The sequence below is a fragment of the Pseudoalteromonas thalassia genome (assembly GCF_049257215.1).
GTDB lineage: Bacteria > Pseudomonadota > Gammaproteobacteria > Enterobacterales > Alteromonadaceae > Pseudoalteromonas > Pseudoalteromonas lipolytica_C.
In genome coordinates, this window is the sequence record NZ_JBMMUE010000001.1 from 113,043 (window position 1) to 139,923 (window position 26,881).

The 26,881-nt window shown below is 40.7% G+C and carries 22 protein-coding genes and 1 tRNA gene; 19 read left to right on the forward strand and 4 right to left on the reverse strand.

Annotation, left to right across the window (positions count from 1 at the left end; genetic code table 11):
- Positions 1-23 precede the first annotated feature (23 nt).
- Entirely contained in the window at positions 24-2,786 is a 2,763-nt protein-coding gene (barA, locus tag AAEU31_RS00565) for a two-component sensor histidine kinase BarA (protein ID WP_235382560.1), read from the reverse strand.
- A gap of 80 nt (positions 2,787-2,866) precedes the next feature.
- Between barA and rlmD the strand changes: the two genes are divergently transcribed.
- From rlmD to eno, 5 genes are all read left to right on the forward strand, one after another.
- Positions 2,867-4,192, forward strand: a complete 1,326-nt coding sequence (rlmD, locus tag AAEU31_RS00570; RefSeq protein ID WP_421966140.1) for a 23S rRNA (uracil(1939)-C(5))-methyltransferase RlmD — start codon at positions 2,867-2,869, stop codon at positions 4,190-4,192.
- An 8-nt stretch (positions 4,193-4,200) separates the two neighbouring features.
- Positions 4,201-6,360 (forward strand): GTP diphosphokinase, encoded by a 2,160-nt coding sequence (relA, locus tag AAEU31_RS00575; protein WP_135923796.1) that lies wholly within the window; start codon positions 4,201-4,203, stop codon positions 6,358-6,360.
- Positions 6,360-7,160, forward strand: a complete 801-nt coding sequence (mazG, locus tag AAEU31_RS00580) for a nucleoside triphosphate pyrophosphohydrolase (RefSeq protein WP_421966141.1) — start codon at positions 6,360-6,362, stop codon at positions 7,158-7,160. The genes relA and mazG overlap by 1 nt, the downstream gene beginning before the upstream one ends.
- Positions 7,161-7,317: 157 nt before the next feature.
- The gene (gene pyrG, locus AAEU31_RS00585; RefSeq protein ID WP_063529466.1) at positions 7,318-8,952 is read left to right on the forward strand and encodes a CTP synthase; all 1,635 of its coding nucleotides are present in this window, start codon (positions 7,318-7,320) and stop codon (positions 8,950-8,952) included.
- Positions 8,953-9,065: 113 nt separating this feature from the next.
- On the forward strand, positions 9,066-10,364 hold the full coding sequence (gene eno, locus AAEU31_RS00590) for a phosphopyruvate hydratase (protein ID WP_138557317.1): 1,299 nt from the start codon (positions 9,066-9,068) through the stop codon (positions 10,362-10,364).
- Positions 10,365-10,412: 48 nt separating this feature from the next.
- Here the strand turns inward: eno and mutH are convergent, their stop codons facing one another.
- Positions 10,413-11,084 (reverse strand): DNA mismatch repair endonuclease MutH, encoded by a 672-nt coding sequence (gene mutH, locus AAEU31_RS00595; protein ID WP_058586533.1) that lies wholly within the window; start codon positions 11,082-11,084, stop codon positions 10,413-10,415.
- A gap of 540 nt (positions 11,085-11,624) precedes the next feature.
- Here mutH and rppH point away from each other — a divergent pair.
- The 14 genes from rppH (at position 11,625) to AAEU31_RS00665 (ending at position 23,803) form a co-directional block, all read left to right on the forward strand.
- Positions 11,625-12,143, forward strand: coding sequence for an RNA pyrophosphohydrolase (gene rppH, locus AAEU31_RS00600; RefSeq protein ID WP_138557318.1), 519 nt, complete (start codon positions 11,625-11,627; stop codon positions 12,141-12,143).
- A gap of 33 nt (positions 12,144-12,176) precedes the next feature.
- Positions 12,177-14,453, forward strand: a complete 2,277-nt coding sequence (gene ptsP, locus AAEU31_RS00605) for a phosphoenolpyruvate--protein phosphotransferase (RefSeq protein WP_421966142.1) — start codon at positions 12,177-12,179, stop codon at positions 14,451-14,453.
- 75 nt (positions 14,454-14,528) lie between these two features.
- Positions 14,529-15,338, forward strand: a complete 810-nt coding sequence (locus tag AAEU31_RS00610) for a sulfite exporter TauE/SafE family protein (RefSeq protein WP_421966143.1) — start codon at positions 14,529-14,531, stop codon at positions 15,336-15,338.
- Between the two features lie 14 nt (positions 15,339-15,352).
- Entirely contained in the window at positions 15,353-16,156 is an 804-nt protein-coding gene (lgt, locus tag AAEU31_RS00615; protein WP_130052128.1) for a prolipoprotein diacylglyceryl transferase, read from the forward strand.
- A gap of 13 nt (positions 16,157-16,169) precedes the next feature.
- The gene (locus AAEU31_RS00620) at positions 16,170-17,021 is read left to right on the forward strand and encodes a thymidylate synthase (protein ID WP_135923801.1); all 852 of its coding nucleotides are present in this window, start codon (positions 16,170-16,172) and stop codon (positions 17,019-17,021) included.
- Between the two features lie 26 nt (positions 17,022-17,047).
- Positions 17,048-17,929: a UTP--glucose-1-phosphate uridylyltransferase GalU gene (gene galU, locus AAEU31_RS00625; RefSeq protein WP_135923802.1), complete on the forward strand. Its 882-nt coding sequence runs from the start codon at positions 17,048-17,050 to the stop codon at positions 17,927-17,929.
- A gap of 547 nt (positions 17,930-18,476) precedes the next feature.
- Entirely contained in the window at positions 18,477-18,869 is a 393-nt protein-coding gene (locus AAEU31_RS00630) for an SPOR domain-containing protein (protein ID WP_421966144.1), read from the forward strand.
- Between the two features lie 138 nt (positions 18,870-19,007).
- Entirely contained in the window at positions 19,008-19,343 is a 336-nt protein-coding gene (locus AAEU31_RS00635; protein WP_421966145.1) for an SPOR domain-containing protein, read from the forward strand.
- A gap of 380 nt (positions 19,344-19,723) precedes the next feature.
- Positions 19,724-20,317, forward strand: a complete 594-nt coding sequence (locus AAEU31_RS00640; RefSeq protein WP_138558642.1) for a FlgO family outer membrane protein — start codon at positions 19,724-19,726, stop codon at positions 20,315-20,317.
- A 14-nt stretch (positions 20,318-20,331) separates the two neighbouring features.
- Positions 20,332-21,006: a FlgO family outer membrane protein gene (locus AAEU31_RS00645; RefSeq protein ID WP_135923806.1), complete on the forward strand. Its 675-nt coding sequence runs from the start codon at positions 20,332-20,334 to the stop codon at positions 21,004-21,006.
- 3 nt (positions 21,007-21,009) lie between these two features.
- The gene (locus AAEU31_RS00650; protein WP_135923807.1) at positions 21,010-21,663 is read left to right on the forward strand and encodes a FlgO family outer membrane protein; all 654 of its coding nucleotides are present in this window, start codon (positions 21,010-21,012) and stop codon (positions 21,661-21,663) included.
- Between the two features lie 182 nt (positions 21,664-21,845).
- Positions 21,846-21,920, forward strand: a tRNA-Arg gene (locus tag AAEU31_RS00655).
- Positions 21,921-22,203: 283 nt separating this feature from the next.
- Positions 22,204-22,506, forward strand: coding sequence for a helix-turn-helix domain-containing protein (locus AAEU31_RS00660; RefSeq protein WP_135923808.1), 303 nt, complete (start codon positions 22,204-22,206; stop codon positions 22,504-22,506).
- The gene (locus tag AAEU31_RS00665; protein WP_421966146.1) at positions 22,484-23,803 is read left to right on the forward strand and encodes a HipA domain-containing protein; all 1,320 of its coding nucleotides are present in this window, start codon (positions 22,484-22,486) and stop codon (positions 23,801-23,803) included. Before AAEU31_RS00660 ends, AAEU31_RS00665 begins: the two co-directional genes overlap by 23 nt.
- Before the next feature lie 72 nt (positions 23,804-23,875).
- On the opposite strand, the gene AAEU31_RS00670 is transcribed toward AAEU31_RS00665, so the two are convergent.
- On the reverse strand, positions 23,876-24,940 hold the full coding sequence (locus AAEU31_RS00670) for a zinc-binding dehydrogenase (RefSeq protein WP_138557381.1): 1,065 nt from the start codon (positions 24,938-24,940) through the stop codon (positions 23,876-23,878).
- Between the two features lie 280 nt (positions 24,941-25,220).
- Positions 25,221-26,654, reverse strand: a complete 1,434-nt coding sequence (gene nhaD, locus AAEU31_RS00675) for a sodium:proton antiporter NhaD (RefSeq protein ID WP_421966147.1) — start codon at positions 26,652-26,654, stop codon at positions 25,221-25,223.
- Between the last annotated feature and the right edge of the window lie 227 nt (positions 26,655-26,881).

Consider the following 26,881-nt stretch of genomic DNA (forward strand, 5'->3'; position numbering starts at 1 on the left):
TTCCTTGAGATTCTTTCTAACTTTTATTGCTCAACCATACCTGCATCACTTAACAAATTATTCAGCTCATCAATTAACTCAAACAGTTCAGGCTCGATGTAATTTAAATCGCAATCGCCTTTTAATGCTGTTTCGAGAGTTTCGGCAAGTGATTTTAGTTTTGGTACGCCGGTATAGCAACATGCGCCATGGAACTTGTGCACTATGCTAAGTACATGTTCGCAATCTTCTTTTTCTATAGCTTCATTGAGCAGGCGCAAGGTCTCCGGCACGCTCAGTAATAGCATGTTAAGCATTTCAAGTGCTAGTTCTTCTTTACCGCCTGCGCGTTGTAGTGCTAATTGCCAATCAAGACGAGCGCTTTCAAATGGTGGCTCCGAATGAACGGCAGCTGCTTTACTTCGCTCACGATTAATAGGTGATTGCGGGCTATGATCGCTGATGATTTGTTTTAGCATATCTTCATCGATAGGCTTGGTTAAGTAACCTTTAAAGCCATCTTTAAGAAGCTGCTCTTTTTCACCCGCCAAAGCGTGCGCTGTAACTGCAATGATAGGTGTATCTTCATTGAGTGATGATTCGCGAATAAGCTTACAAGCGGTAATACCATCCATGATTGGCATTTGAATATCCATAAATATTAAATCGTATTTATGGCTTTTGCTTAAGCTATAGGCTTGAGAACCATTATGGGCGGTATCAATTAACTCAATTTGTTCTTCCAGAAGGGTACAAATAAGCTTTAAGTTAGCGTCATTGTCGTCAACGACTAACACTTTAAGTGGTAAAAGCTTTTCGTCACCCTGTTCAATATTATGTACTGGGTGATCAAGGCGATAAGGTGCAGCCAATATTTCACACAGTTTACGGTGGTTAAGCGGCTTGCTAAGGCATGCATCAGCACCACTACCAATAAATGCCTCACGCATATTATGCGACACTGTATTGAGCATAATATATAAATAATCAGTCGCAGGGCGAACTGCTTTCACGTAGCTTTTCAGCTGCTGCATATCATCTATTGTGGCGGTATGGCCAATAATACAGATGTCATAGCTGAAATCTTTATTGATCTCGTTTAAGAAACTTTCTTCATCTGTGCACGCAGTCACCCGCATTTGCCATTCATTCAATAACGACAATGTTGCTTGATGAGAGTGTTCATGCGGCTCTAAATAAAGCACGCGTTTATTGATTAAAGATTGAGTAGGTAAGTCGCTGGTAATTATATTGCTTGGTGTCCTAAATACCGCATTAAATGTAAAGCAGGTGCCATTGCCAGGAGCTGAGTTAAGCGTTATGCGACCGTTCATCGCTTCAACAATATGTTTAGTGATGATTAAACCAAGCCCAGTACCACCAAATTTACGAGTAATACTTGAGTCTGCTTGGCCAAATGGTGTGAATAACGCATCTTGTTTATCCATAGGAATACCTACACCTGTATCAGTCACTGAGACCAAAATTGAGGCGCGCTCTTCATCGAGCAAGCGGTAGCCAACATCCACTTTAATCGACCCTTTTTCAGTGAATTTAATCGCGTTACTCAACAGATTAATTAAGATTTGTTTAAAGCGAGTCGGGTCACCGGTCAGGTTATCAGGCACTTGTGGATGAATAAAAATTGATAGCTCAAGTTGCTTTTCATGAGCGCTCGGTGCCAATAAAGTTAAAACTTCATTGATATTGTCACGCAGCTGGAATTGCATTGATTCTAGCTCCATGGCACCGGCTTCTAATTTAGAAAAGTCCAAAATATCACTAATAATGGTCAATAAACTGTTTGCCGACAGCTCAATGGTATCAAGATAATCTTTTTGATGCTTATTTAGCGGGGTTTTATAAAGCTGGCGTGTAAAACCAATTACACCATTTAAAGGCGTACGTAATTCATGACTCATCTTGGCTAAGAAGTCTGATTTTACTCGGTTAGCATCTTGCGCGTCTTTTTTGGCGATACTTAACTGGATATTTTGGGTTTCGTACTGTTCGAGTGTTTCGCGGTAATCAGAGGTTGCTTGGTCAATGTGTTTTTGCATTTCGTCACGTTGCATGACCATGGTTTGCGAAATTGTATTAAGGCCTTCTCTGAGTAACTCAAACTCTCCAAACATTTTTTTATCAAGACCGGTATCTACTTTACCTTCTATTAATCTGTCGGTAGCAAGTACTAACTTATTAAGTGGTTGAACAAACATACGGGTAAGTCTAAATGCCAAAATAGTCGCCAGCACTAACGCTAAAATAATGACAATGCCACTTATGAGCAGTGCGCGTTGCTGACCAATGATAGCCTGTTGTTTGTTGAGCATGATAACCACAGTCCCCAATGAAGCTTGGTAACTATGGTGGTTCCAAATCGAATCTTGGCGACTATGATTAACAATGGCAGTTTTAAACGTTAAGTAGTGCTCTGAATTTTTGACAATAATACCGTCTAGTGACGCTGAGTTATCGGTTATAAACTCTTTGAACTCACTTTGATATTTACTAAAAATGACAAGTTCATTGTTCTCATCAAAAATAGCAATTGATTGAATAGCAGGGGAGTGCTTGTTATGGGTATGACTAACTAGGCGTGTTAATAGCGGTTTATCACGCTTGAGCAAGGGTTGTTCAACCGCTATAGCCAGCGGCTCAATTATTGTCACACCTTGTTGATATAAAATTTCATCGAGCTCAATGTAACGATTTATTGTAAAATAACCGCCCAGCAACAAGCCTATGATCACAGTCGGTATTAAAGTGAGAGTTAAGACTGAGTCACGTAAGCCAAATTTAGTCATAAAGAATGTTGTTATCATTATTATCGTTGTTTAAGAGTATATACTTACTTCCGCTTTATCAATAATTAAGGTGTTGCCCAATGGCACAGATTTTCAAAGCCAAAAAGAAATCCGTTTCACAAAAAATGCTAACCCTGTCTGTCACCGCTATGGATCATCAAGGTCGAGGCGTTGCTAAACAAGGGAGTAAAGTTTGTTTTGTTAATGGTGCTTTGCCGGGCGAAGAAGTAAAAGCATTGTTGATAGAAGATAAGGCACGTTTTGCCAGTGCTGATTGTAAAAAAGTGCTATCAGCCTCAGAGCATAGGGTTACTCCTTTTTGCCAACATTATCAGGTATGCGGTGGTTGTCAGTTACAACACCTCGATGCAAAACAACAGCTCGTAGAAAAGCAAGCAGCGGTAAGTCAGTTGTTTAGTAAATTTGCCAAAGCTGATAATTTAAACTGGCAAGCGCCTTTACTGAGTGATGAGCATCATTATCGTCGCTCTGCGCGTATTGCAGTAATGCACGACAAATCCGCCAAAAAAATGCGAGTAGGGTATCGAGCTCAAGGCTCTAAGCAATTGGTGAGTATTGAAAACTGCGATGTGCTTACAAGCACTTTCAAAGAAGTATTTGCTGTGTTTGATGTTCTTATCAACAGTCATTCAGGTCTAGATAGTATTAGCCACTTACAATTATGCGAAGCTGATAACGCGGCTTTTGTGGTTGTTAGGCATACTAAGACGATTAATAACGAGTTAAAAACAATCGTAGAATCAGCGTGTAATGAATACAACTGGTGCGTGGTATGGCAATCACAAAGTGGTGAAATAAATCACAGTGATTTCCCTATGCCGTACTACCAGATACCAGCTTATGATTTACGCTTTGAGTTTGGTCTTGAAAACTTTATTCAAGTTAACCCGCAAGTGAACCAAGCGATGCTGCATCAAGCAAAAGAGTGGTTAGAACTTCAAGGCAGTGAACAAGTGCTGGATTTATTTTGCGGTATTGGTAACTTTTCACTATTAATGGCAAAGTATGCTAAATATGTTATTGGTGTTGAAGGTGTTGATTCTGCGGTTGCATTAGCCAAACAAAATGCGCAAACTAACTCTTTGTCGAATACCGATTTTTACTGTTTTGATTTAACACAGCCAATGAAATCAGCAGCTTGGTTTAGTGATGATTTTGATGTGTTAGTCCTTGACCCGTCACGCACTGGGGCGATGGCCATTTTAGAGCAGTTACCACTAACCCAGTTTAAAACGATTTTATACGTCTCTTGTGATCCTGTTACTTTAGCCCGTGACAGTGCGATTATTTTACAAGCAGGCTTTAGCATTAAGAAAATAGGGCTAATGAATATGTTCCCTCATACCGGGCATATTGAAACGATGGCGTTATTTCACAGGAGGTAAAGCGCACTATGGTAGCCACTAGACAGTCACATCAGCTTACAAAGCCGAGTGATTTTGCCAGCCGTATCGAGCTGTTAGCGCTAACAGAAGATAAACAAATCCTATTAAAGCAGGCTCATGATTTGTGCCAGCATTGTGACGATGCAAAACGTGAAAATACCGCAATCGAAATGGTGGAAATTTTAGCCGAGCTGAACTTAGACGCTGATTCGCTGGCAACCGCATTTTTGACCCCTTACTTTTTAGCCGAAAAAATCTCAATTGAGACAGTCACCGAAAAGTTAGGTAATCACGTTGCGTTATTACTAACTGGCGTCAGCCAAATGGCCACTATTAGTACCTTAGCCCATCAAGGTAAAGGTACAGTACAAATCGATAATATCCGCCGTATGCTGTTAGCCATGGTTGAAGATGTGCGCGCCGTGGTGATTAAACTCGCAGAACAAGTATGCCACTTGCGTGATGTTAAAGACGCCAGTGAAGAAGAGCGCGTTATTGCCGCCAAAGAAACACGTGATATTTTTGCTCCGCTGGCTAATCGTTTAGGGATTGGTCAACTTAAGTGGGAGCTTGAAGACTTATCGTTCCGTTATTTGCACCCAGATACCTATAAAAACATTGCAAAACAGCTTGATGATAAGCGCCTTGCTCGTGAAGCTTACATGGAAAATATGGTTGCTTTAGTAAAGTCAAAACTAGCTGAAGCAGGCATTGAGGGTGAAGTGTATGGCCGTCCTAAGCATATCTACAGCATTTATAAAAAAATGGCGCAGAAAAACTACGAGTTTGATCAGCTTTTTGATATTCGTGCTATGCGCATTGTGGTGGAACGCTTGCAAGATTGTTATGCCGCATTAGGTATTGTGCATACCAACTGGCGTCATTTGAATAAAGAATTTGATGATTACATCGCAACACCGAAGCAAAACGGCTATCAGTCAATCCATACCGTGGTTTTTGGCCCTGAAGGTAAAACCGTCGAAATTCAAATTCGTACTAGCGAAATGCATCAAGATGCAGAGTTAGGTGTAGCTGCGCACTGGATGTATAAAGAGGGAGCGCTACCAGGGCGAGGTTCGGGCTATGAACAAAAAATTAGCTGGTTGCGCAAACTACTGCAATGGCAAGAAGAAGTTGTTGATGGCAGTGACTTAGCCGAAGAGCTTAAAAACCAAGTAGTAGAAGACCGCGTTTATGTGTTCACACCAAAAGGCGATATTTATGATTTACCACTGGGTGCGACACCGCTTGATTTTGCCTATTACATTCACTCAAATGTAGGTCACCGCTGTATTGGTGCAAAAGTGTTTGGCAAGATTGTGCCTTTCACTTACCAGTTAAGTACCGGGGATCAGGTTGAAATTTTAACTCAAAAGCAGGCCAACCCAAGTCGTGATTGGTTAAACCCATCACTAGGTTATATCAAGTCGTCGCGTGCACGCTCTAAAATACATCATTGGTTTAAGCAACTAGACCGAGATAAAAATTTAAGCGCGGGTAAAGAAATTTTAGAGACTGAGCTACAAAAGCTAGACCTAACAACTAAAGATCTGGCGCCAGCAATTGAGCGCTTTAATTTGCGTGGTCTTGAAGATTTAATGGTGGCTGTTGGTGCAGGAGATGTTCGTTTAAATCAGTTATTAAACTTTATTAGTGACCGTGATGATGACGAGCCACAAATTAAGTTTAAAAAGCCGAAAAGTGTCACCGGCGATAAAAACGGTATTGTTGTTGATGGTGTAGGTAGTTTAATGAGCCACGTAGCAAAATGCTGCCGACCTGTGCCAGGCGATGAAATTATTGGTTATATCACCCAAGGCCGAGGGATTGCGGTTCACCGTGAAGATTGTGATTCGTTCGAAAAACTACGTGATAAACACCCAGAGCGAGTGATATCAGTAAGCTGGTCAGACGATGTAAACGGCTCGTACTCATTAACTATTAAAGTTGAAGCCACCGATCGTTCTGGGCTAATTCGAGATATCAGCTCAGTACTTGCAAACGAAAAAGTAAATGTGCTGAACATGAACGTTAACACGGTTGAAGATAAGCAACTTGCACTGTTTTCAATGCAGGTTGAAGTTCATGACTTATCAAGCACCAACCGCTTATTGTCGAAGTTACACCAAATTGAAGGTGTCCATGAAGCAAAGCGTGGTCATTCATAATGAGTGATAAGCATGCCATTGAGCAGTCGTTAGCGATTATGGCCAAACTACGGGACCCAGAATCTGGGTGCCCGTGGGATTTAAAACAAGATTTTAAATCGATTGTGCCGCACACCCTTGAAGAAGCTTACGAAGTAGCAGACTGCATTGAAAAAGGTGAGCTTACTGAGCTTAAAAGTGAGCTTGGCGATTTACTGTTTCAAGTTATTTTTTATGCTCAGCTTGCTAAAGAGCAGGGGTTATTTGATTTTGCCGATGTGGCTAATACGCTTAATGATAAATTAGTGCGTCGTCATCCCCATGTCTTTGCTGAGCAAAGAGATCTATCGGATGCTGAACTTTCTGCGCAGTGGCAGGCTATAAAAGCACAAGAGCGAGCAGAAAAATCAGCCTCACCACAAATGAGCCTGTGGCAAGATATACCTGATGCGATGCCGGGACTGTCAAAAGCGAAGAAAATTCAACAGCGTGTGGCAAGCCTAGGGTTTGATTGGCCAAGCTATCATGGGGCACTTGATAAAGTTGCAGAAGAAGTAGACGAAGTAAAAGAAGCGCTGGCTCATGATCCACATTCTGAGCACAGCGCCGAAGAAATTGGTGATTTACTGTTTGCTACGGTCAATGTAGCGCGTCATATCAAGCGCGATCCAGAGCAATTATTACGAAGTGCCAATGCTAAGTTCGCGTCACGCTTTGAAAAAGTAGCCGCTTATTTACAGGAGCGTGGTCAAAGTTTAGAAACGGCTAGTCTTGAAGAAATGGACAACGCATGGGAAGCCATTAAAAAGCAGTTAAAATGAGTGTGTTGTAGAACAGGTTGGGTACAGTATGGTTAAGCTCGTTTTTTGTGCACTTATTTGCTAATTTTATCTGGATTGATAGCAGTGCCTTTGCTACAATATCGCCCCGTCTTGATTCTATATTATTCCTTTTAATTCCTGATATTCTAGGGTTCGCATGAGTACAAAATTTATCTTCGTAACTGGCGGGGTTGTTTCTTCGTTGGGTAAGGGTATTGCAGCAGCGTCATTAGCCGCTATTTTAGAAGCACGTGGTCTTAACGTGACTATTTTAAAGCTGGATCCTTACATTAACGTTGACCCAGGCACTATGAGCCCAATTCAGCACGGTGAAGTATTTGTAACTGAAGACGGTGCAGAGACTGACCTTGACTTAGGTCACTATGAGCGTTTCATCCGTACCAAGATGACTAGCCGCAACAACTTCACACAAGGTCGTGTTTATGAAGATGTATTACGACGTGAGCGTCGTGGTGAGTACCTTGGTGCAACAATTCAGGTTATTCCACACATCACAAACGACATTAAGCAACGTGTATACGACGGTGCTGAAGGTCGCGATGTAGCAATCGTTGAAATTGGCGGTACAGTTGGTGACATCGAGTCACAACCATTCTTAGAAGCAATTCGTCAGCTTGGCACTGAAATTGGCCGTGAGCGCGCATTGTTTATCCACCTAACGCTTGTGCCATTCTTAGGCCCTGCAGGTGAAGTTAAAACTAAGCCAACACAACATTCTGTAAAAGAATTACGTTCGATTGGTATCCAACCAGATATCTTAATCTGTCGTTCTGATCGTAAACTACCAAATAACGAGCGCGCGAAAATCGCACTTTTCACTAACGTTGAAGAGAAAGCTGTTATTTCATTACCAGACGTAGAAAGCATCTATAAGATCCCTGCGTTACTTAAGTCACAAGAATTAGATAACTTCGTTTGTCGTCGTTTCTATCTTGAGTGCCCAGAAGCAGATCTATCTGAGTGGGAACAAGTGTTATATCAAGAGTCTAACCCAACGGGTGAAGTGACAATTGGTATGGTTGGTAAATACATCGAACTACCAGATGCGTATAAATCAGTAAACGAAGCATTAAAGCATGCAGGTCTGAAAAACCGTTTAACCGTGAACATCGAATACGTTGATTCACAAGACTTAGAAAGCAAAGGTACAGAGTTACTGTCTCACCTTGACGCTATCTTAGTACCAGGTGGCTTCGGCGGTCGTGGTGTTGAAGGTAAGATCTTAGCGGCTAAATATGCACGTGAAAACAAAGTTCCTTACTTAGGCATTTGTTTAGGTATGCAAGTAGCGCTTATTGAATATGCGCGTAACGTTGCAGGCCTTGAAGATGCAAACTCAACCGAGTTTAACGCTAAATCAGCACATCCTGTGGTTGGTCTAATCACAGAGTGGCAAGATGCTGACGGTAACGTTGAAGTGCGTGATGAGCAATCTGACTTAGGTGGTACTATGCGTTTAGGCGCACAGAAGTGTCATTTAACACCAGGCTCAAAAGTAAGCGAAGTGTACGGTAGCGACGAGATTGTAGAGCGTCACCGTCACCGTTACGAAGTGAATAACCACTACGTAGAGCAGCTTGAAAAAGCAGGCTTAAGTTTCACTGGTTTATCTGAAGATAAGAAATTAGTCGAAATTATCGAGAATAAAGATCACCCTTGGTTTATTGCCGCGCAATTCCACCCGGAATTCACGTCAACACCACGTGATGGTCACCCGCTATTTGAAGGGTTTGTCGCAGCTGCACACACTCACCAAAAAGCGTCATCGTAATTTTAATAGGCCGTGCTTTATGCACGGCTTATTTGTTTTAATAAGCCAATGGCATTAAGGATAATTAATAAAATTGGCACTAACTCACCATTTTCGGGAAAAGAGGAATCAAGATGTCAGAAATCGTAAAAGTGATTGGTCGCGAAATCATGGACTCGCGTGGTAACCCAACTGTTGAAGCTGATGTACATTTAGCTGATGGTTCATGGGGCCGTGCTGCAGCACCATCTGGTGCATCAACAGGTACTCGCGAAGCGCTTGAATTACGTGATGGTGATAAAGCACGTTACCTAGGTAAAGGTGTTTTAAAAGCAGTAGGCTATATCAACAACGAAATCGCTGAAGCGCTTAAAGGTCAAAACGCAGTTGATCAAAAAGCGGTTGACCAAGTAATGCTTGACTTAGATGGTACTGAAAACAAAGAAAAACTAGGTGCTAACGCTATCTTAGCTGTGTCTTTAGCAACAGCTAAAGCGGCTGCAAACTCAAAAGGCGTTGAACTTTATGAGCACATTGCAGACCTTAACGGCACACCAGGTGTTTACTCAATGCCATTACCTATGATGAACATCATCAATGGTGGTGAGCACGCTGATAACTCTGTTGATATTCAAGAATTCATGATCCAGCCAGTTGGCGCTAAAAACTTCCGTGAAGCATTACGTATGGGCGCTGAAGTATTCCACAGCTTAGCAAAAGTACTTAAAGCTGAAGGTCACTCTACATCAGTTGGTGACGAAGGTGGTTTTGCTCCTAACCTTGAGTCAAACGAAGCGGCACTTGCAGCAATTAAAGTAGCTGTTGCAAATGCAGGTTACGAGCTTGGTAAAGACATCACGCTAGCATTAGACTGTGCGGCATCTGAGTTCTACGACAAAGAAGCTAATATCTATGACCTTAAAGGCGAAGGTAAAAAATTCACTTCTGAAGAGTTTAACCACTTCCTTAAAGATCTGACAGAGCAATACCCAATTGTTTCAATTGAAGATGGCTTAGACGAGTCTGATTGGGATGGTTTTGCTCACCAAACAAAACTAATTGGCGACAAAGTACAATTAGTAGGTGATGACCTTTTCGTAACTAACACGAAGATCTTAAAGCGTGGTATTGATAACGGTATTGCTAACTCAATCCTTATCAAGTTCAACCAAATCGGTTCATTAACTGAAACGCTTGCTGCTATCAAGATGGCTAAAGATGCTGGCTTCACAGCTGTTATCTCACACCGTTCAGGTGAAACAGAAGATGCAACAATTGCTGATTTAGCAGTAGGTACTGCGGCAGGTCAAATCAAAACGGGTTCATTAAGCCGTTCTGACCGTATTGCTAAGTACAACCAATTACTTCGCATTGAAGAAGTACTAGGTGAAAAAGCACCTTACAATGGTCTTAAAGAAGTTAAAGGTCAGTAATTTGGCTTAGCTCATTGAGACTTTAAAAACCTCCTGCGGGAGGTTTTTTTATAGCTGAAATTGCTGTTTTAAGATCTCGCCAGTAAAGCTGGTTTTTAAATAAAAGCCGCGAGGTAGGGTTTGTATTATTTGGCCATTGGGGCCAATTGCATCGGTAAGTGCTTTACTGTTGGCTGCTTTTGGCCTTATTTGCATAACATCGCCTAAGTGCCCCGAAATTTCATCAACGCGACCAAGGGCGATTAGCTCCATTTGTTCTTCCCAGTCCCTTTGTAAAAGGGCATCTTGCTCTGCACTTGGCTGCCACAAAAAGCCACTGCCTATGGTACGGTGAAAAGGCAGTATCTCGCGCTCACCTAAAATAGGTAACCATAAAACATGATTCAACTTTTTACGCACAGTACTTTGCTGCCAAGTCATCCCTGTAACATTTAGTAACGGCGTAACTGACACAAATGTTGTTTCGAGTGGCTTACCTTTAAACGAAATAGGCAGTGTTTTTAATTCAATTCCTAACTCTTCAAAATCAGGTGTTGGTTTTGAGCCTGCTGTTGCGCCAAGCACATATTCGATAAGTTGCCCTGTCCAGCCTTTTTCACGCAGTAAATCGTCAGGTGTTTTAAATTGATATTGCTCAGCTAATTGCCCTAAGGTGAGGCCGGCAATAGCATCAACACGTTGCATTAATTCGTTTATAGAAGCGGGTTTTATTGGTCGCATAAGGCGTTTATTTGATTGTCTAATTAACCGGTTCATGATAGCAAATACGTGCCATAGTGGATATCTTTGTGTTTGGGTGTTTTTTGCGCATGTTAAGTGTGAGCTAAAAATAACCAGTGGAATATGTGGGCTTGATTGTATAACCAGTTGAAATTTATATGTTTTAGTTGTTTTGTTGCGTTGTGCTTCGATATTAAGTGATTAGTTGTTTGTATAAATACAGATATATAAACATGTTTATCCACAGTTTCTGTGGAGAAAGTGGATATTTCAACTGTGGATTGTGGATTTGTTTGCAAATTAGGCATGTTTTATAAAAGTTATGCACAAGCTGTGGGTAAGATGGTAAAAAAGAGGTTGTAAATAGTTATTTTATTCAAACAGCGTATTTTTATCAAAATAGCTTTGTAACACCTTGATTAAATGGGCGTGTTAAATGAGTTATTTTAAATCTCCTTTATGCTTGGGTGTAAAGTGTTTGCTGTATCGCGGGTTATGTGGAACAATCAATAAAAATCGACTTACAAATGAGGCACTAAGGTGATTGATGCCGAAGGTTTTCGTGCCAATGTCGGAATTGTAATTTGCAATAATCAGGGACAAGTATTTTGGGCTCGTCGTTATGGTCAACACTCTTGGCAATTTCCCCAAGGTGGTGTGGACGATGGTGAAACAGCAGAGCAAACCATGTACAGAGAATTACACGAAGAAGTGGGCTTGCTTCCTGAAGACGTCGAGATCGTCGCAAGTTCAAAACATTGGTTACGCTATAAACTACCCAAACGTTTAATTCGCAGAGACTCAAGTCCTGTGTGTATTGGGCAAAAACAAAAATGGTTTTTACTGAAACTTCGTTGTAAAGATGAAGATGTAGATTTACTTAAAACTCATCACCCCGAGTTTGATGATTGGCGATGGGTGAGTTATTGGTATCCGGTTAGGCAAGTTGTTTCGTTTAAGCGCGATGTATATCGTCGAGTAATGAAAGAGTTTGCTCCGTTTGCAATGCCGTTTAATAAACGAGAGCAACAAAAAGATCATTGGCGACAAAAACGATAAGGCCTGCCTTATCTAAATTATAGGAGCAGCATCATGTTAGCCACGCTCAGATCAATTGCTGAGGCAGTGTCGCAACAGGCGGACTTAAACAGTGCGCTAGCGTGTTTTGTGCAAATGGTAAAAGATGCCATGCAAACACAGTGCTGCTCGATTTATTTTGCAGATTACAGTCAAGACAACTTTGTATTGATGGCCACCCAAGGCCTCAACCCAGATGCGGTTGGAAAGTTTCGTATAGGCTTTACTGAAGGTCTCGTTGGGCTTGTTGCGCAGCGTGAAGAGCCCATCAATATTGCTTTTGCAAAGTCACACCCTCGCTTTAAACTCTCGCCAGAAGTTAATGAAGAAGGCTATAACGCGTTTTTATCAGTGCCAGTCGTGCACCAAAAAAAGGTTTTAGGCGTTATTGTTGTTCAACAAAAATTAGCGCGGGTTTTTAGCCCTGACGAAGAGTCATTTTTAATTACGCTTTCGGCACAACTTGCTTCTCAGCTAGCCCATGCAGAAATAAAAGAGTTACTAAGGCTAGATGATTTTGCCCATCAGACTTCGGTACTTAAAGGAGTATCGAGTGCACCAGGCATAGCGATAGGCGAAGCCTTCGTGGTGATCCCAAAGCTAGATTTTACGTCTATTGAATTACAAAAAGATGATGACATCAGCGCTCAGCGTAAGTTATTCACTCAAGCTGTTGCTGCGACGCGTAACGAGTTTAATACTTTATCGATGACACTTAGCGATTCAATACCTCAAGAGGCGCTTGCTGTATTTGATGTGTACCAACAATTACTTGATGCCAAAAGTCTAGGACAAAATGTTGAAGCCCAGCTTCAACAGGGGTGGAGTGCTAAAAGTGCACTTAAAATTGTTATCGAAAAGCTTGTTTCACAGTTTAATGCTATGCAAGACCCATACATCAAAGAACGTGCCGTTGATGTTAAGGATATCGGCTTGCGGGTTTTACATCACTTAGTGAATACCGAACATGCAGCAAAGCCTTACCCTAAAGATACTATTTTAATTGCCAGTACGCTGACACCAGCAATGCTTGCAGAAGTGCCAAAAGGGCATTTAGCAGGGGTGGTGAGTGTGAACGGGGCTGCGAACAGCCATGCTTCAATTTTAACCCGCGCGATGGGGATCCCAGCTATTTGGGGTATTGAAGATGTGCCGTTATTGCAGTTTGAAGGCAAACCAATGATTTTAGACGCCTATGCGGGGCGTTTATATATTTCTCCTTCGCAAGTGTTACACGAAGAATATAGCCAACTTAAATACCAAGAAACGCTATTAAATGATCGCTTTTTTGCAGAGCAAAGTTTAGAAGCTGTAACGCGTGATGGTGAGCACATTAGCTTACTACTTAATGCAGGCCTTGAGTTAAACACCGAGCATGATAATAAACCTTTCTGCGACGGTGTCGGGCTTTATCGTACTGAAGCTTGGTTTATGCAAAAAGGCCAGTTTCCTTCCCAATCTGATCAAGAAACTTGGTACCGCGAAGTACTAACCAGCTATCACCCGAACCCTGTGGTGATGCGTACTTTAGATATTGGTGGCGATAAAGTATTAGATTACTTCAACATAACAGAAGAAAACCCGTTTTTGGGTTGGCGCGGTATACGCGTTACTCTTGATCACCCTGAACTTTTTTTAGATCAACTTAGAGCCATGTTAAAAGCGAATATTGGTTTAGGTAATTTAAAAATAATGCTGCCGATGATCAGTGGTTCAGAAGAAGTTGATGAATCATTAAAGTTGCTTGAACAAGCATACTTTGAATTAAGTGAGCAATATCCAGAGCAAGCTGTTGAACGCCCAGAAGTCGGGGTGATGCTTGAGGTTCCTTCAAGTGTATTTATGCTCGAAGAGTGGTCACAAAAAGTCGATTTTTGCTCAGTGGGTAGTAATGATTTAACCCAATATATGCTCGCAGTTGACCGTTCTAATGCTCGCGTTGCCGAGTTGTTTAACCCATATCACCCTAGTGTACTGCGGGTGTTGTTAAAAATAGCCCAAGAGTGTCATCAACATGAACTGCCATTTAGTTTATGTGGTGAGTTAGGCGGCGACCCAGAAGGCGCATTACTGCTCATTGCTATGGGTTATCGAAGCTTGAGTATGAACTATTCATCAATTAGTAAAATTAAGTTTGTGCTCAGACGTTTAAATGTTAGTGATATGGAAAAGTTACTTGCAGAGTGTTTAATGCAGCCAACGGCAAAACACGTTCTTAGATTAACGCGCAACTTCATGATAGAGCATCAACTGGGTGAATTATTTTACACCCCAAGCCAAGGGCAATCATGAGGTCAAATTGTGCTGTGAAGCGTTCATATATTCGTTTAGTATATGTATATAACAAATTGAATATATGAGTGTGCTATGCATGACGTAATACTTTTAATGGTGTACTGCGCAATTTTAGGAAGCGTAGTGGGGTTTTTAGCCGGGTTGCTTGGGATTGGCGGTGGACTAATTATTGTTCCTGTTCTTAGTGTGCTGCTGGTGTCATTTAACGTTGCTGATCCAAGTCATGTTTTAGTCATTGCCATTGCAACATCGTTAGCTTCCATTATTTTTACTTCAACTTCTTCAGCCCTTGCTCATCATCGCAATGCTAATGTGCCTTGGCAAATTGCCCCTTGGGTGATGACTGGAGTTGGGCTTGGCGCATTGATCAGTGGCTTTGCAGCAAGCTTTATTCCTGAACAATTATTACGTTTTGTATTTGCTGGCAGTGTGGTGTTTATTGCGCTCAGAATGTTGTTATCAACTCGGGCTAAAGCGGCTAGTGAAAAACCATTACCTTCAGGCCCCATTTTAGGCTTTTTATGTGCCATAATGGGGGCTTTATCAGGACTTATTGGTATTGGTGGTGGTGCTTTAATTGTGCCGTTACTGCATTATTTTTCTGTTGATATTAAAAAGGCCATTGGTTGTGCTGCTGCATGTGGTATTGTCATTGCGCTGTTTGGTTCAGTGGGCTATGTCTCTGCTGGATGGCAATTAACATCATTCAGTGATGGATTTGCTGGGTTTGTATATTTACCTGCTTTAGTGGGGATTGTGGTTACCTCGTCGCTGATTGCACCAATAGGTGCTAAAGCAACGCATTACTTGCCAGTGGCAACAATAAAAAAAGTATTTGCGCTCTTACTTGTCATAATTGCGCTTAAAATGGTGTTCAGTTAAAGGTTTTTATTTATATGGCTCTTCAATTTCCAGATATCGATCCGGTTATTTTTTCGGTAGGCCCGCTCAGCGTACGTTGGTACGGTTTAATGTATTTAATTGGTTTTGCTTTGGCTATGTGGCTTGCTAATCGCCAAGCAGAAAAACCAAACTCAGGTTGGACAAAAGAACAAGTCAGTGACCTGCTATTTTACGGCATGCTCGGGGTAATACTCGGTGGTCGTATTGGCTATGTATTGTTTTATCAGTTTAGTTATTTTATTGAAAACCCACTTTATTTATTTAGAATTGACCAAGGCGGCATGTCTTTCCATGGTGGTACGCTAGGTGTCATTACAGCAATAGCTATATTTGCGTGGACACGTAAAAAGTCATTGTTTGAAGTAGGCGACTTTGTTGTACCTTTAGTGCCGCTTGGCCTACTTGCAGGGCGTATAGGTAACTTTATCAATGGTGAATTATGGGGCCGAGTAACTGATGTGCCATGGGCGTTTATCTTCCCTACAGGTGGTCCAGAGCCTCGTCATCCATCACAATTATACGAAGCCTTTTTAGAAGGTTTAGTGCTGTTTTTAATCTTACAATGGTTTATTAAAAAGCCACGTCCAGCGGGCAGTGTTGCTGGGGTGTTCTTACTTGGTTATGGTGTGTTTAGATTTATTGTTGAATACTTCCGTGAGCCAGATGCTCATTTAGGTTTATTCGCAGGCGTTATTTCAATGGGACAAATCTTATCATTGCCAATGGTCATCGGTGGCCTTGGTTTGTTAATATGGGCCTATAAAAAGCCGCAACACAGCGTGGCAAGCAAAGCATAACAAGAGCTAATCAATGAAACAGTATTTAGATTTATGTCAACGCATCGTTGATGAAGGTGTGTGGGTTGAAAATAAGCGCACTGGCACCAAATGTTTAACCGTTATTAATGCCGATCTTGAGTATGACGTGGCAAACAATAAGTTTCCACTGATCACTACACGCAAGAGCTTTTATAAGGCTGCAATCGCAGAGTTACTTGGTTACTTGCGTGGTTACGATAGCGCTGCACAGTTTCGTGAAATTGGCTGCATGACTTGGAATGCAAACGCTAACGAGAATAAGGCTTGGCTCGAAAACCCGCATCGTCGCGGCGAAGACGACATGGGTCGTGTATATGGTGTGCAAGGCCGCAGTTGGCAACGCCCTGATGGCAGCCACCTTGATCAGCTAAAAAAGGTTATTGATAACTTATCAAAAGGTATTGATGATCGCGGTGAGATCATCACTTTTTATAACCCTGGTGAGTTTGAGCTGGGCTGTTTACGCCCTTGCATGCACACTCATACCTTTTCTTTGTTGGGTGATACTCTATACTTAACATCATATCAACGCAGCTGTGATGTGCCGCTAGGCTTAAACTTTAATCAAATACAATGCTTTGTGTTACTTGCTTTAGTTGCACAAATCACTGGGCACAAACCGGGCAAGGCATACCATAAAATTGCTAATGCGCATATTTACGAAAATCAACTGGAGTTGATGCGTGATGTGCAGCTTAAGCGTGAGCCTTTCGCGTCGCCAGAATTAAAAATAAACCCAAATATTAAATCACTAGAAGACATTGAAACCTGGGTTACAAAAGACGATTTTGAAGTAGTAGGTTATCAGTGTCACGATGCAATTAAGTATCCGTTTTCAGTGTAAGAACAATAAAATTTAAGGAGAAATCAATGAAAGCTGTGATCCCAGTTGCTGGCCTTGGCACGCGAATGTTACCTGCAACGAAAGCGATTCCAAAAGAAATGTTGCCTATTGTCGACCGTCCTTTGATCCAATACGTAGTGAATGAAGCGATTTCGGCTGGTATTAAAGAAATTGTTTTAGTTACCCATTCAAGTAAAAACTCAATTGAAAACCATTTTGACACGAGCTTCGAGTTAGAAGCGACTCTTGAGAAGCGTGTTAAACGCCAATTACTTGCTGAGGTACAATCAATTTGCCCTAAAGATGTAACCATCATTCATGTTCGTCAGGGTGAAGCTAAAGGGCTAGGTCATGCTATCAACTGTGCAGCTCCGATTATTGGTAATGAACCATTTGTGGTTATTTTACCTGATGTGATCATTGATGATGTAGCAAGCGACCTTAAAAAAGACAACTTAGCAGAGATGATCCAACGCTTTGAAAAAACAGGTGAGAGCCAAATTATGGTCGAGCCTGTGCCAAAAAACGAAGTAGACAAATTTGGTGTTGTTGACCTAGGCGATGCAAAAATTCAGCAAGGCGAAAGTGCAGCTATTTTAAACATGGTTGAGAAACCGCCAGTTGATCAGGCACCTTCAAACCTTGCGGTTGTTGGCCGTTACGTATTAAGCAAAAATATTTGGCCACTACTTGCAAAAACTCCAGCAGGTGCCGGCGATGAAATTCAATTAACTGACGCTATTGCTATGTTGATGGAAAAAGAAATTGTTGATGCTTATTCAATGAAAGGCAAAAGCCATGACTGTGGTAGCAAGATTGGCTACTTAAAAGCAATTGTTGAATTTGCGCTTCGCAGAGAAGAATTTAAAGATGAATTAAGCGACTTTATTAAATCGCTTGTTAAATAGTTAAGCTATCTAGTTAAAAATAATACAAAAAGTGCCTATACGGCACTTTTTTTATGTTTATTTACCTTCCTAATTTTTGTTCATTATGCAAATAATGACTTTTCTGATATACCTTTGTCCTAACACATTGTTATGATTGAATGTAATTAAAATGTTTCATTGCATATTGGTTGATAATTTATTCTACTCAAGTGTTGAAACCTAGCTCATTGCATTATTTGCCATTTTAGGACGTAGACTTGAAGTGGATGTTTTTTCATGGCCGCTTTTTGAAACGCTAAATAAAAAACAATGTGTTAGTATTTTTATTTGATACCTAAAATGATCTTATTCGCCTTGGTGTACAGGTAAGTGCTAACAGCGAGTCTTCTTGAATGAGAAGAAATTTTTTATGGTATGTTTAAGAACTCTGATTATGAAATGTTGTGTGAAGCCTTTACGTTACAGTATATGCCTAGTGGCGTGTTTGACTGTGTCAGGTTGCAATAATACGACAACCTCTTTTCTTTCCCCTAAACAATGGCCTTTATTGCACCTTGTGCAATTGTTGAGTCAAAATATTATAAAAGTAGATAGCTCTCCCTCTTTAGTTAACCAACACGCAGCGCTTGAAACAGTTCCTGCTGGTTCATTGAATAGCACGTTAATTGAGCAACCGTTTAAACATGAATATGCTTTTGCTGTGCAGCTTGCATCGGTTCAATCAAAGCCATTACTCGCTTATTCTGTTAAAAAAATGACCAAGCATGCCCCCAATATTTTTCAAGGTGAGCCTATTTTAAATATTGAAACCGCTACTGTTGAGCAACACACGTTTTATCGTCTTAAATATGGTGGTTACAAGTATTTTAAAAACGCGCAAGCAGACTGCGAAGCCATAAAACGTCAAGGGATCGATTGCTTTGTAAGCAAGTACACGGATAATCGCGTTTACTTTTAATGTAATTCTTTTTAACTGGGTTGGCATTTTGTTTGCTAGAATTTATGCCTATTTTTTAGAGTTGACGTTTACATGATTTTTTTTACTCTTCTTAGGCATTTGTTCATTATCTTAAGTTTATTAACTTTGTCAGCGTGTATGATGACGCAAGAGCAAGATGAGCCTGTTTACACTAAGCAGAAAGTGCAACCTGAGCTCGCTACTGACAATAATCAAGCTGCAGGTGTGCAGCTGGGGCTATATTTGTCAGTGAATAAAGTGAGTCATCAAGTATTGAAGCTAAAACATGATTATCCTAATGCTTTACAAGGGCTTAGTTTTCGCTTTAAACAGCGTGATCAAAAGGGAGTCACTTTGTATGCGCTGCGTGCAGGACCTTTTAAAAACTACAGCCAGGCCAGCGCTTTTTGTGAGATTGCTAAAAAAATGGGTCAGTCATGTGTAACTGCAACATTTGTTGGCGAGATGCTTTAACTATTGCTTTTTGTATTAAATAATAATCGCAGCTACTTTGCTCTGCAAATTAACAGCCTCACATACTCGGCCTGAGTAGCGATTATAAACAGCAAGCAGACTTATCATTAAAAGGCTTATTCGCTTAGATAAATACCAACCCGAAATACAGAAACCACCCATGAGGATAAGCCTGAAGCTAGCTGCGTTAAAAATTACTTATTTACGATTGTATGGATGCAGAGGGTAGGGCGATGCAAGAGCAACTGCCAGGAATAGCTAAATAACCAAATTGGTATCAGAGTTTCTCGTTTCTAGACGATCAAGGTAAATCTCGCCAATAATAATAGTTAGGCATAATTATTGCTTTGTATTTGTCATGTTGAAAGAGGATGGCAAATATGCGTCTGTTAGTTTATTTCGTTTTTTTAGTGTTAGTGGGTTGTAGCTTAACCGAAGAGCAACAAAAAACGCCCCCTAGAGAAACGCCAAAATCACCGATGGCTCCTTATACAGTGCATCAATATGTTACTGATTTAAGTAGTCAGTTAAGTCGTATTCAAGGCCCTTACAAAGGTAATGCGCGCATTGCTGTTACGAGCTTTTACATGGCAGATGGCCTGGGGACTAAGTTGGCGCAAGATCAAGGCAGTGGCTTGAGTCAGCAAATTCAAGAGAGCTTACTTACGCAATTTACCCAGCTAGGCTTTCATACTATCGAATATCGACTAGAAAATACTTTAAATTTGCAGCCAACGGCCGATAGTGTACTTAGTCGCGATATAAAAACCTTACGCCAACGTCAGAATATTGACTTTGTTATTACCGGCACACTTACCCGGCAACAACATGCCTATATAGTGAATGCTCGACTCGTCAATACAAAAGATCAGCGTGTTGTATCTGCGGCAAGTACAGAGATCCCGATAAACGTTATGTGGGGAGCTGAAAAAGTACAGCAGCGTAATGGTCAGTTGTATCGAAGCGAATATTAAGAGGAATTCAATTAATGAAACGTTTAATTTTAAGTATGTGTTTGCCTATGGGATTTGGTTGCTCTTCGATGCTTGCTAGTGATACACCTGAACAGCACGATGAACCACAGCTAATGGCTCAACGAGAAGTGGCTGCACCGCATAGTAACGACAGCGTATTTCAAACTAATCAAGCCGTGTTAAACAACAGTAGTTTTACCGCAGCGCCAACTCGTAAAAATATCAATCATTATGTACGTGGCATCATGCAAGACTTAGTTGAAAACTTGCAATATGTGAACGATAAAACCCCCATTGCTGTTTCAAGCTTTGTGTATCTTGATGCTGACTACAACTCAACCACGTTACTAGGTAACCAGCTCGCTGAAAGTTTTATTCACGAACTGCATACCTTTGGTGTACCTGTTGTCGATTTCAAAACGACCGATTACATGCGTGTAACGCCTAGTGGTGATTATGTATTTAGCCGAGATTATTTAGAGCTTAACCAAGACCAAAACTTTAATTATGTGCTAGCCGGCACCCTAGTTAACCATCAAAGCGGGGTACTGGTGAATGCTCGTATCGTTGGTTTGGCAAGTAAAGCCGTGGTGGGATCTGCACAAGGGTTTATTCCGCAATCTGTGGTCGATGCCTTAGATAGCACCAATCGTAGCGATGGAATAATGCTAAAACAAGCAAGTGAGTAAGGTATGAAAGGTATTTTCTTAGCATTCATATTATTAGCGTTGTCAGGTTGCCAATTACTTGCTGAGCAAGGCGAGGCAAATCAAAGCACGGCTAACACCACATCATCACAAGCTGATTACGTTGCTATGTTGCAAGAGCTCGAGCAAAAAGAGTCGCAACAAACTAACGAAAATCACCGCTTATTTGTGCCTTATCAGCATCATAAAACGCTGGTTAATTATGTTGAGCAAATGGCACTAGAATTAGTTGATACCATGCAGCAAGAAAGTGAGTTAGGTATTGCAATAACGACGTTTGTCGATCTTGATACAAGCTTAAAAAGCAGCTCGCAACTTGGCAATCAAATCGCCGAGTCTATGATGTATCAACTACAAAAGTTTGGTTATGGGGTTGTTGATTTTAAAGCGATGGATGTGATTAACGTAACCGCCCGCGGTGATTTTGTTATGTCGCGTGACGTTGAAGAACTTGCAGAGCGCCGTATCGCTAGCCATGTGTTAGCAGGCACACTAATCTATCGAACCAATGGTGTAGAAGTAAATGCCCGAGTAGTGAATTTAAATTCCAAACTCGTTGTTGCTAGCGCGCAAAAAGTGATCCCGTACTTTGTACTCAAAAATGAGTCGATTCAATTCGCAACAGCCAAACTAAATTAGCAGCTTTTTAATACCAATCGGTAAAGTACCTTACCGATTGGTACAAATGCTTGATTCAAAAAGCCTTAGCCCGTTATAATTTTAGCTACAAGCTACAAGCTACAAGCTACAAGCTACAAGCTACAAGCTACAAGCTACAAGCTACAAGCTACAAGCTACAAGCTTTACCTCAGCTTTTGAGTGGCCTCTTAGTTAAATGGATATAACGGCCCCCTCCTAAGGGGCAGTTACAGGTTCGATTCCTGTAGGGGCTACCAAATCTCACTTTTTGAATATCACCCCCAATAATTTCACCATAAATGTAATTATTAATGACCAAAGTAATACTGAAAATTTTTAAAGTCTATCATGGTAGACTTTAATAGAGGTATTGTAATTATTTACATATAAAGTCTACTATATTGGACTTTATTTTGGTTTTTAAGTCTTATAAGTATAAAAGTCTTTTAAAGTAGACTTTATTTGGTTTTATGGTGTAGGTTGAAATTAAAGTCTGATAGATTAGACTTTAATAGAAACATTGTTTAAATTGAGATTGTGATGGCAAAGAAAGTTAAAGCGAGTAAATCCCCAGATTTAAGTAGGGCGTTCACACCTTCTTTGCTTGGTGACGTTATTAAAGCGAAGAGAACACAAAGCAATATCACGCAAACTGACGCTGCATTACTTTCGGGTATATCAAAGCAGACATACATAAATATTGAACAAGGTAGTGCTGATGTAAAAGTGGCCTCGTTAATGAAAGTTGTCTCGGCATTAGGCGTAAAGATATCAATTGAGCCATGGCAAAGTGATAGCACAGCTAACTCACCGCTGGAGGATGAGAATGACGTCTGGGTCTGATAGATATACGCTTGATATAATTTATAGCCAAAAGCAGGTTGGTAAATTACATCTTTCTAGAGAAAGCGATAATTTATCATTGAGTTATCAACAAGAGTGGGTGGATGAGGGCTTTCCAATATCTCCTCATTTACCTTTTAGACATGACATACCTTCTGTCAATATCAGACGTTTTTTACAAAACTTACTACCCGAAAATAAGGGTCTAGATTATTTAATAGATTACTTAGGGGTATCACGGACGAATGTATTTGCTCAGATCGGTGGAATTGGTAAAGATACCTCTGGGGCTATGATGTTTTTACCTGAAGGTGTTTTAAACGATAAAGTAAAAAGTAACTTTATCGCTATTAGTGATGCTGAACTGATCAAAAAGTTATCTGATCCTCAACTTTGGCATTTGGAAGTCTGGGACGGCAAACCAAGATTGTCAGTAGCAGGTGTTCAATCAAAATTAAATGTATTGTCAGTTGATGGCAAGTTAGGTTTTGGTGAAGGAGACCTTTGTTCTACCCATATTATTAAGTTTGAAAAGAATAATCAGCAACATCTTGTTATAAATGAATTTGTAACAATGAAACTTGCAAAACTAGCTGGGCTAAGTGTTGCAGATGTTGAACTTAAATATTTTGATCACCACCCTGCATTACTTGTAGAAAGATTCGATAGAAAATTGTTTAGCCCTGAAAATGTAAAGCGCAGGCATATGATTGATGCATGCCAAGCTTGTAATTTAGGGGTTGATAAAAAGTACGAAAGAAATTTAGGTAAACAGCGAGATGTTCGTCACATTCGTGATGGTGCAAGCTTTGAAAAATTGTTTGCGCTATCTAAACTCTGCGAAAACCCCATAGCGGCAAAAATTGAAATTTTAAAGTGGGCGTTATTTAATCTTTGCATCTACAATTCAGATGCACATGGCAAAAACTTTAGCTTTTTTGTGCAAAAATCAGGTCTAATCCCTGCGCCATTTTATGATTTAGTAAACGTTAAAATGTATCCAGAGTTTGAACAGGATCTAGCTATGAGTATAGGAGATGAGTTTGACCCAGATGCAATTAATGCATATCAGTTAGTTGACTTTGCAGATGAAAATGGAATTTCAAAAAAGTTACTACAAAGCCATCTAACTAAAATAGCGACAAGTATTAAAAATAATTTACAACAGGCGATATCGCTTGTTGATAGCCCTTCAAAATCACAAGTGTCATATTTAAAGCATTACTTTGATATAGTTAATGCACGTTGTGAGCACTTTCTTGAACAGGCAACTGTAATCCCTGATATCGAACTATAGTTTATAGCTTAGAAATTAACGTTTGATTGTTAATTTCTAAATTGCAGGGTTATTGCTCGTTTTTAAACTAAATTAACCCGTTACTTTTTCAAGCTCACCCGTGCGCCATGGTTCAATGATGATTTTGATATGGTCATTTGGTTTAAATAAGGTATCAAACGCACCTTGTACGCCGTCTATGCCGACTTTACCAGTACGCATTTTTTGCCATGCGATCTTGCCTGACGCGATGTTCTCAAGTGATTGTGCAAACTCTTCTGGCTGGTAGTAATAAGAGAAAATAAGGTCTAACTCTTTCACTGTGGCATAGGCAAAGTTAACGTTTAGTGGCGCGGTATGTACACCTGTTACAACGATTTTTGCTTTTGCTGGCGCCCGTAAAATGTAGTCGTTTAATAAGCGGCTTACACCAGCACATTCAAAAATAACCACTTTATTATTGTCTGCAAGGGCTGCTGCTTTGGCTACTTCATCGTCTAGGGTCGGGTTGACGTATTCAGTCGCGCCAAACTCAAGAGCGACGTGTTTTTTGCTCTCTTGTGGGTCTGAGGCAATAATATGTTTAACACCTTGCAATCTAAGTGCTGCAATTGCGGCAAGGCCAATTGGGCCACAACCAACCACGATTGCTATGTCGTCATTACTCATTTGTGCGCGGTTTACCGCATGCAAGCCAACAGCAAGGGGTTCTGTAATGGCTGCGGCTTCCGATGGGACTGCATCAGGAATAGGTAATAACAAAGCTTCATCAACGATAAAGTATTCAGAATAGGCACCATACAGCCCTGGGGTTACACCTACGCCAGCACCGCCGGCAGAGAGTAAGATTGGCACTGAGGTTACACGGGTGCCTTTGGCAAGTTCGCCTTTGGTATTTGGGCCGTAGCTGACGATTTCTGCCGCATACTCGTGACCTAGTAATACTTCTTGGTCATCACCTGCATCGTTTGCCATGATGCCCAAGTTTTTATAGATATCAAATACATCACTTGTATGGCGGGTGATATGAATATCTGAACCGCAAATACCGCAAGCAAGGCTTTTTACGAGTACTTGGCCTGGTCCTGGTGTTGGAATATCAATTTGTTTTACATGCAGTTTACCATTTTGCATGGCAACAGAGTTCATTTGGGTCATTTGTGTGTCCTCGATCAATCACGAAGAAGTTTCTTCGTTTCGATCTCTAGACTAAAGTAAAGTGACTGGTGATATCTTGACTTTTTACGCCAAAAATACAACAAATTGCGACAATGCTGTTTATAAATTCTTCATTTATGATTTTTTAAAACAAAAAGATCATGAGTATTTATTGGTTTCTTGGTACGAATTTGAAACGAGTAAGCCTTTAATTGTCGATAGAATTGAAGTTAAAACCCTAAATTAACCATCAGGGTTTTAACTTTGACATTTTTAAGGCTTAGCCGAAATAGGCAGTATTGAGGTATAAATGTGTAAATACACCAGCAAAGTAACCCAGTAAAATGACAGGCGACCATTTTAAGTGGCTATTAAATGTGTAAATCCCTCGTGCTTGGCCCATTAGTGCAACACCCGCAGCTGAACCAATCGATAGTAAACTACCGCCAATCCCAGCTGTTAGGGTGATCAATAGCCATTGACCATGAGACATCTCTGGCATCATTTGAAGAACAGCAAACATCACAGGAATGTTATCTACTACCGCTGACATCAAGCCTAATATAATATTTGCGCCAGTTGCAGACCAATTCGTATAAAGTAAATCAGAAAGCAGTGCTAAATAGCCTATAAACCCTAAACCACCGACGCAAATAACAATACCGTAGAAGAACAATAATGTATCCCACTCAGCACGTGATACCCGGCTAAATACATCAAAAGGAACAACGTTACCTAGGCGAGACAAGCGCTCTTTATCTCCTTCACGCTCTGCCATCGCGCGTTTTCTGGCAAGCGAGCCGGGCAGGGTGACTCGTAAAAAGTAACCAAAAAATTGTAAGTAACCTAAACCCATCATCATGCCTACAACAGGAGGTAAGCCAAAGGCTGTTTTTAGTACTACGGCAGTTAAAATTGTTAATAAAAACAGGCATAAGATTCGTAGTGCACCGCGTTTTAATTCAATATCTTCGTCGACAGTATCAGGGTGTTTATTATTGATGAATAAAGACATTACCGCCGCTGGAATGATATAGCTCACAAGAGCAGGTAAAAACAATACAAAAAACTCTGTAAATTCAACAACGTCAGCTTGCCAAACCATTAGCGTGGTAATGTCTCCAAACGGGCTGAATGCACCGCCGGCATTGGCTGCTATCACAATATTAATGCATGACATGGCGATAAAGCGGTTATCATTTGCGGCAACTTTCATAACAACTGCACACAATAGTAGCGCTGTTGTGAGGTTATCGGCGATGGGTGAAATACAAAAAGCCAGTACGCCACTGATCCAAAATAATTGTTTATAACTAAAGCCTCTGGCGACCAGCCAACAACGTAGGCCATCAAACAGTCTGCGCTCTTCTAAGGCATTAATATAGGTCATGGCGACCAATAGAAATAGCATCAGTTCAGAGAACTCAAGCAAGGCATGGCGAAATGCATCTGTGCTCAAGTCTGACATATTGTAAGCACTGTATTGCCAAGCAATTAATGTCCAAATGATACCAGCAGCAACAAGAACGGGTTTTGACTTACGTAGATGGATTTTTTCTTCAAGGATAACCAGTACATAAGCGAATATAAAAATGACAAGGCAGATAATACCAACAGGGTGGGTGAGTAGATCGATAGTACCGGTTGACGCAGCATTAGCTTGGCCAGCGAAACTTAGCAAGGACAGGATCAATCCTTGTAGTAGTTTTTTCATTGTATGTTCCAATTAATTCATTTTAATTTCGTTACGGGTTGTGTGCATGTAGCTGCAGACATTTTAGATTCATTCTTTTGGTTATGTAACAAATTAGTAACTAAGAAGTTAGTATTTTGAATATAAATATGGATGATGGCGAGAGCAGACCAGTTGCTTAATCTATAAATTAATCAATAAGTTGTGGGGATTTGAATTGAAAAGGGCTGCATAGTGCAGCCCTAACT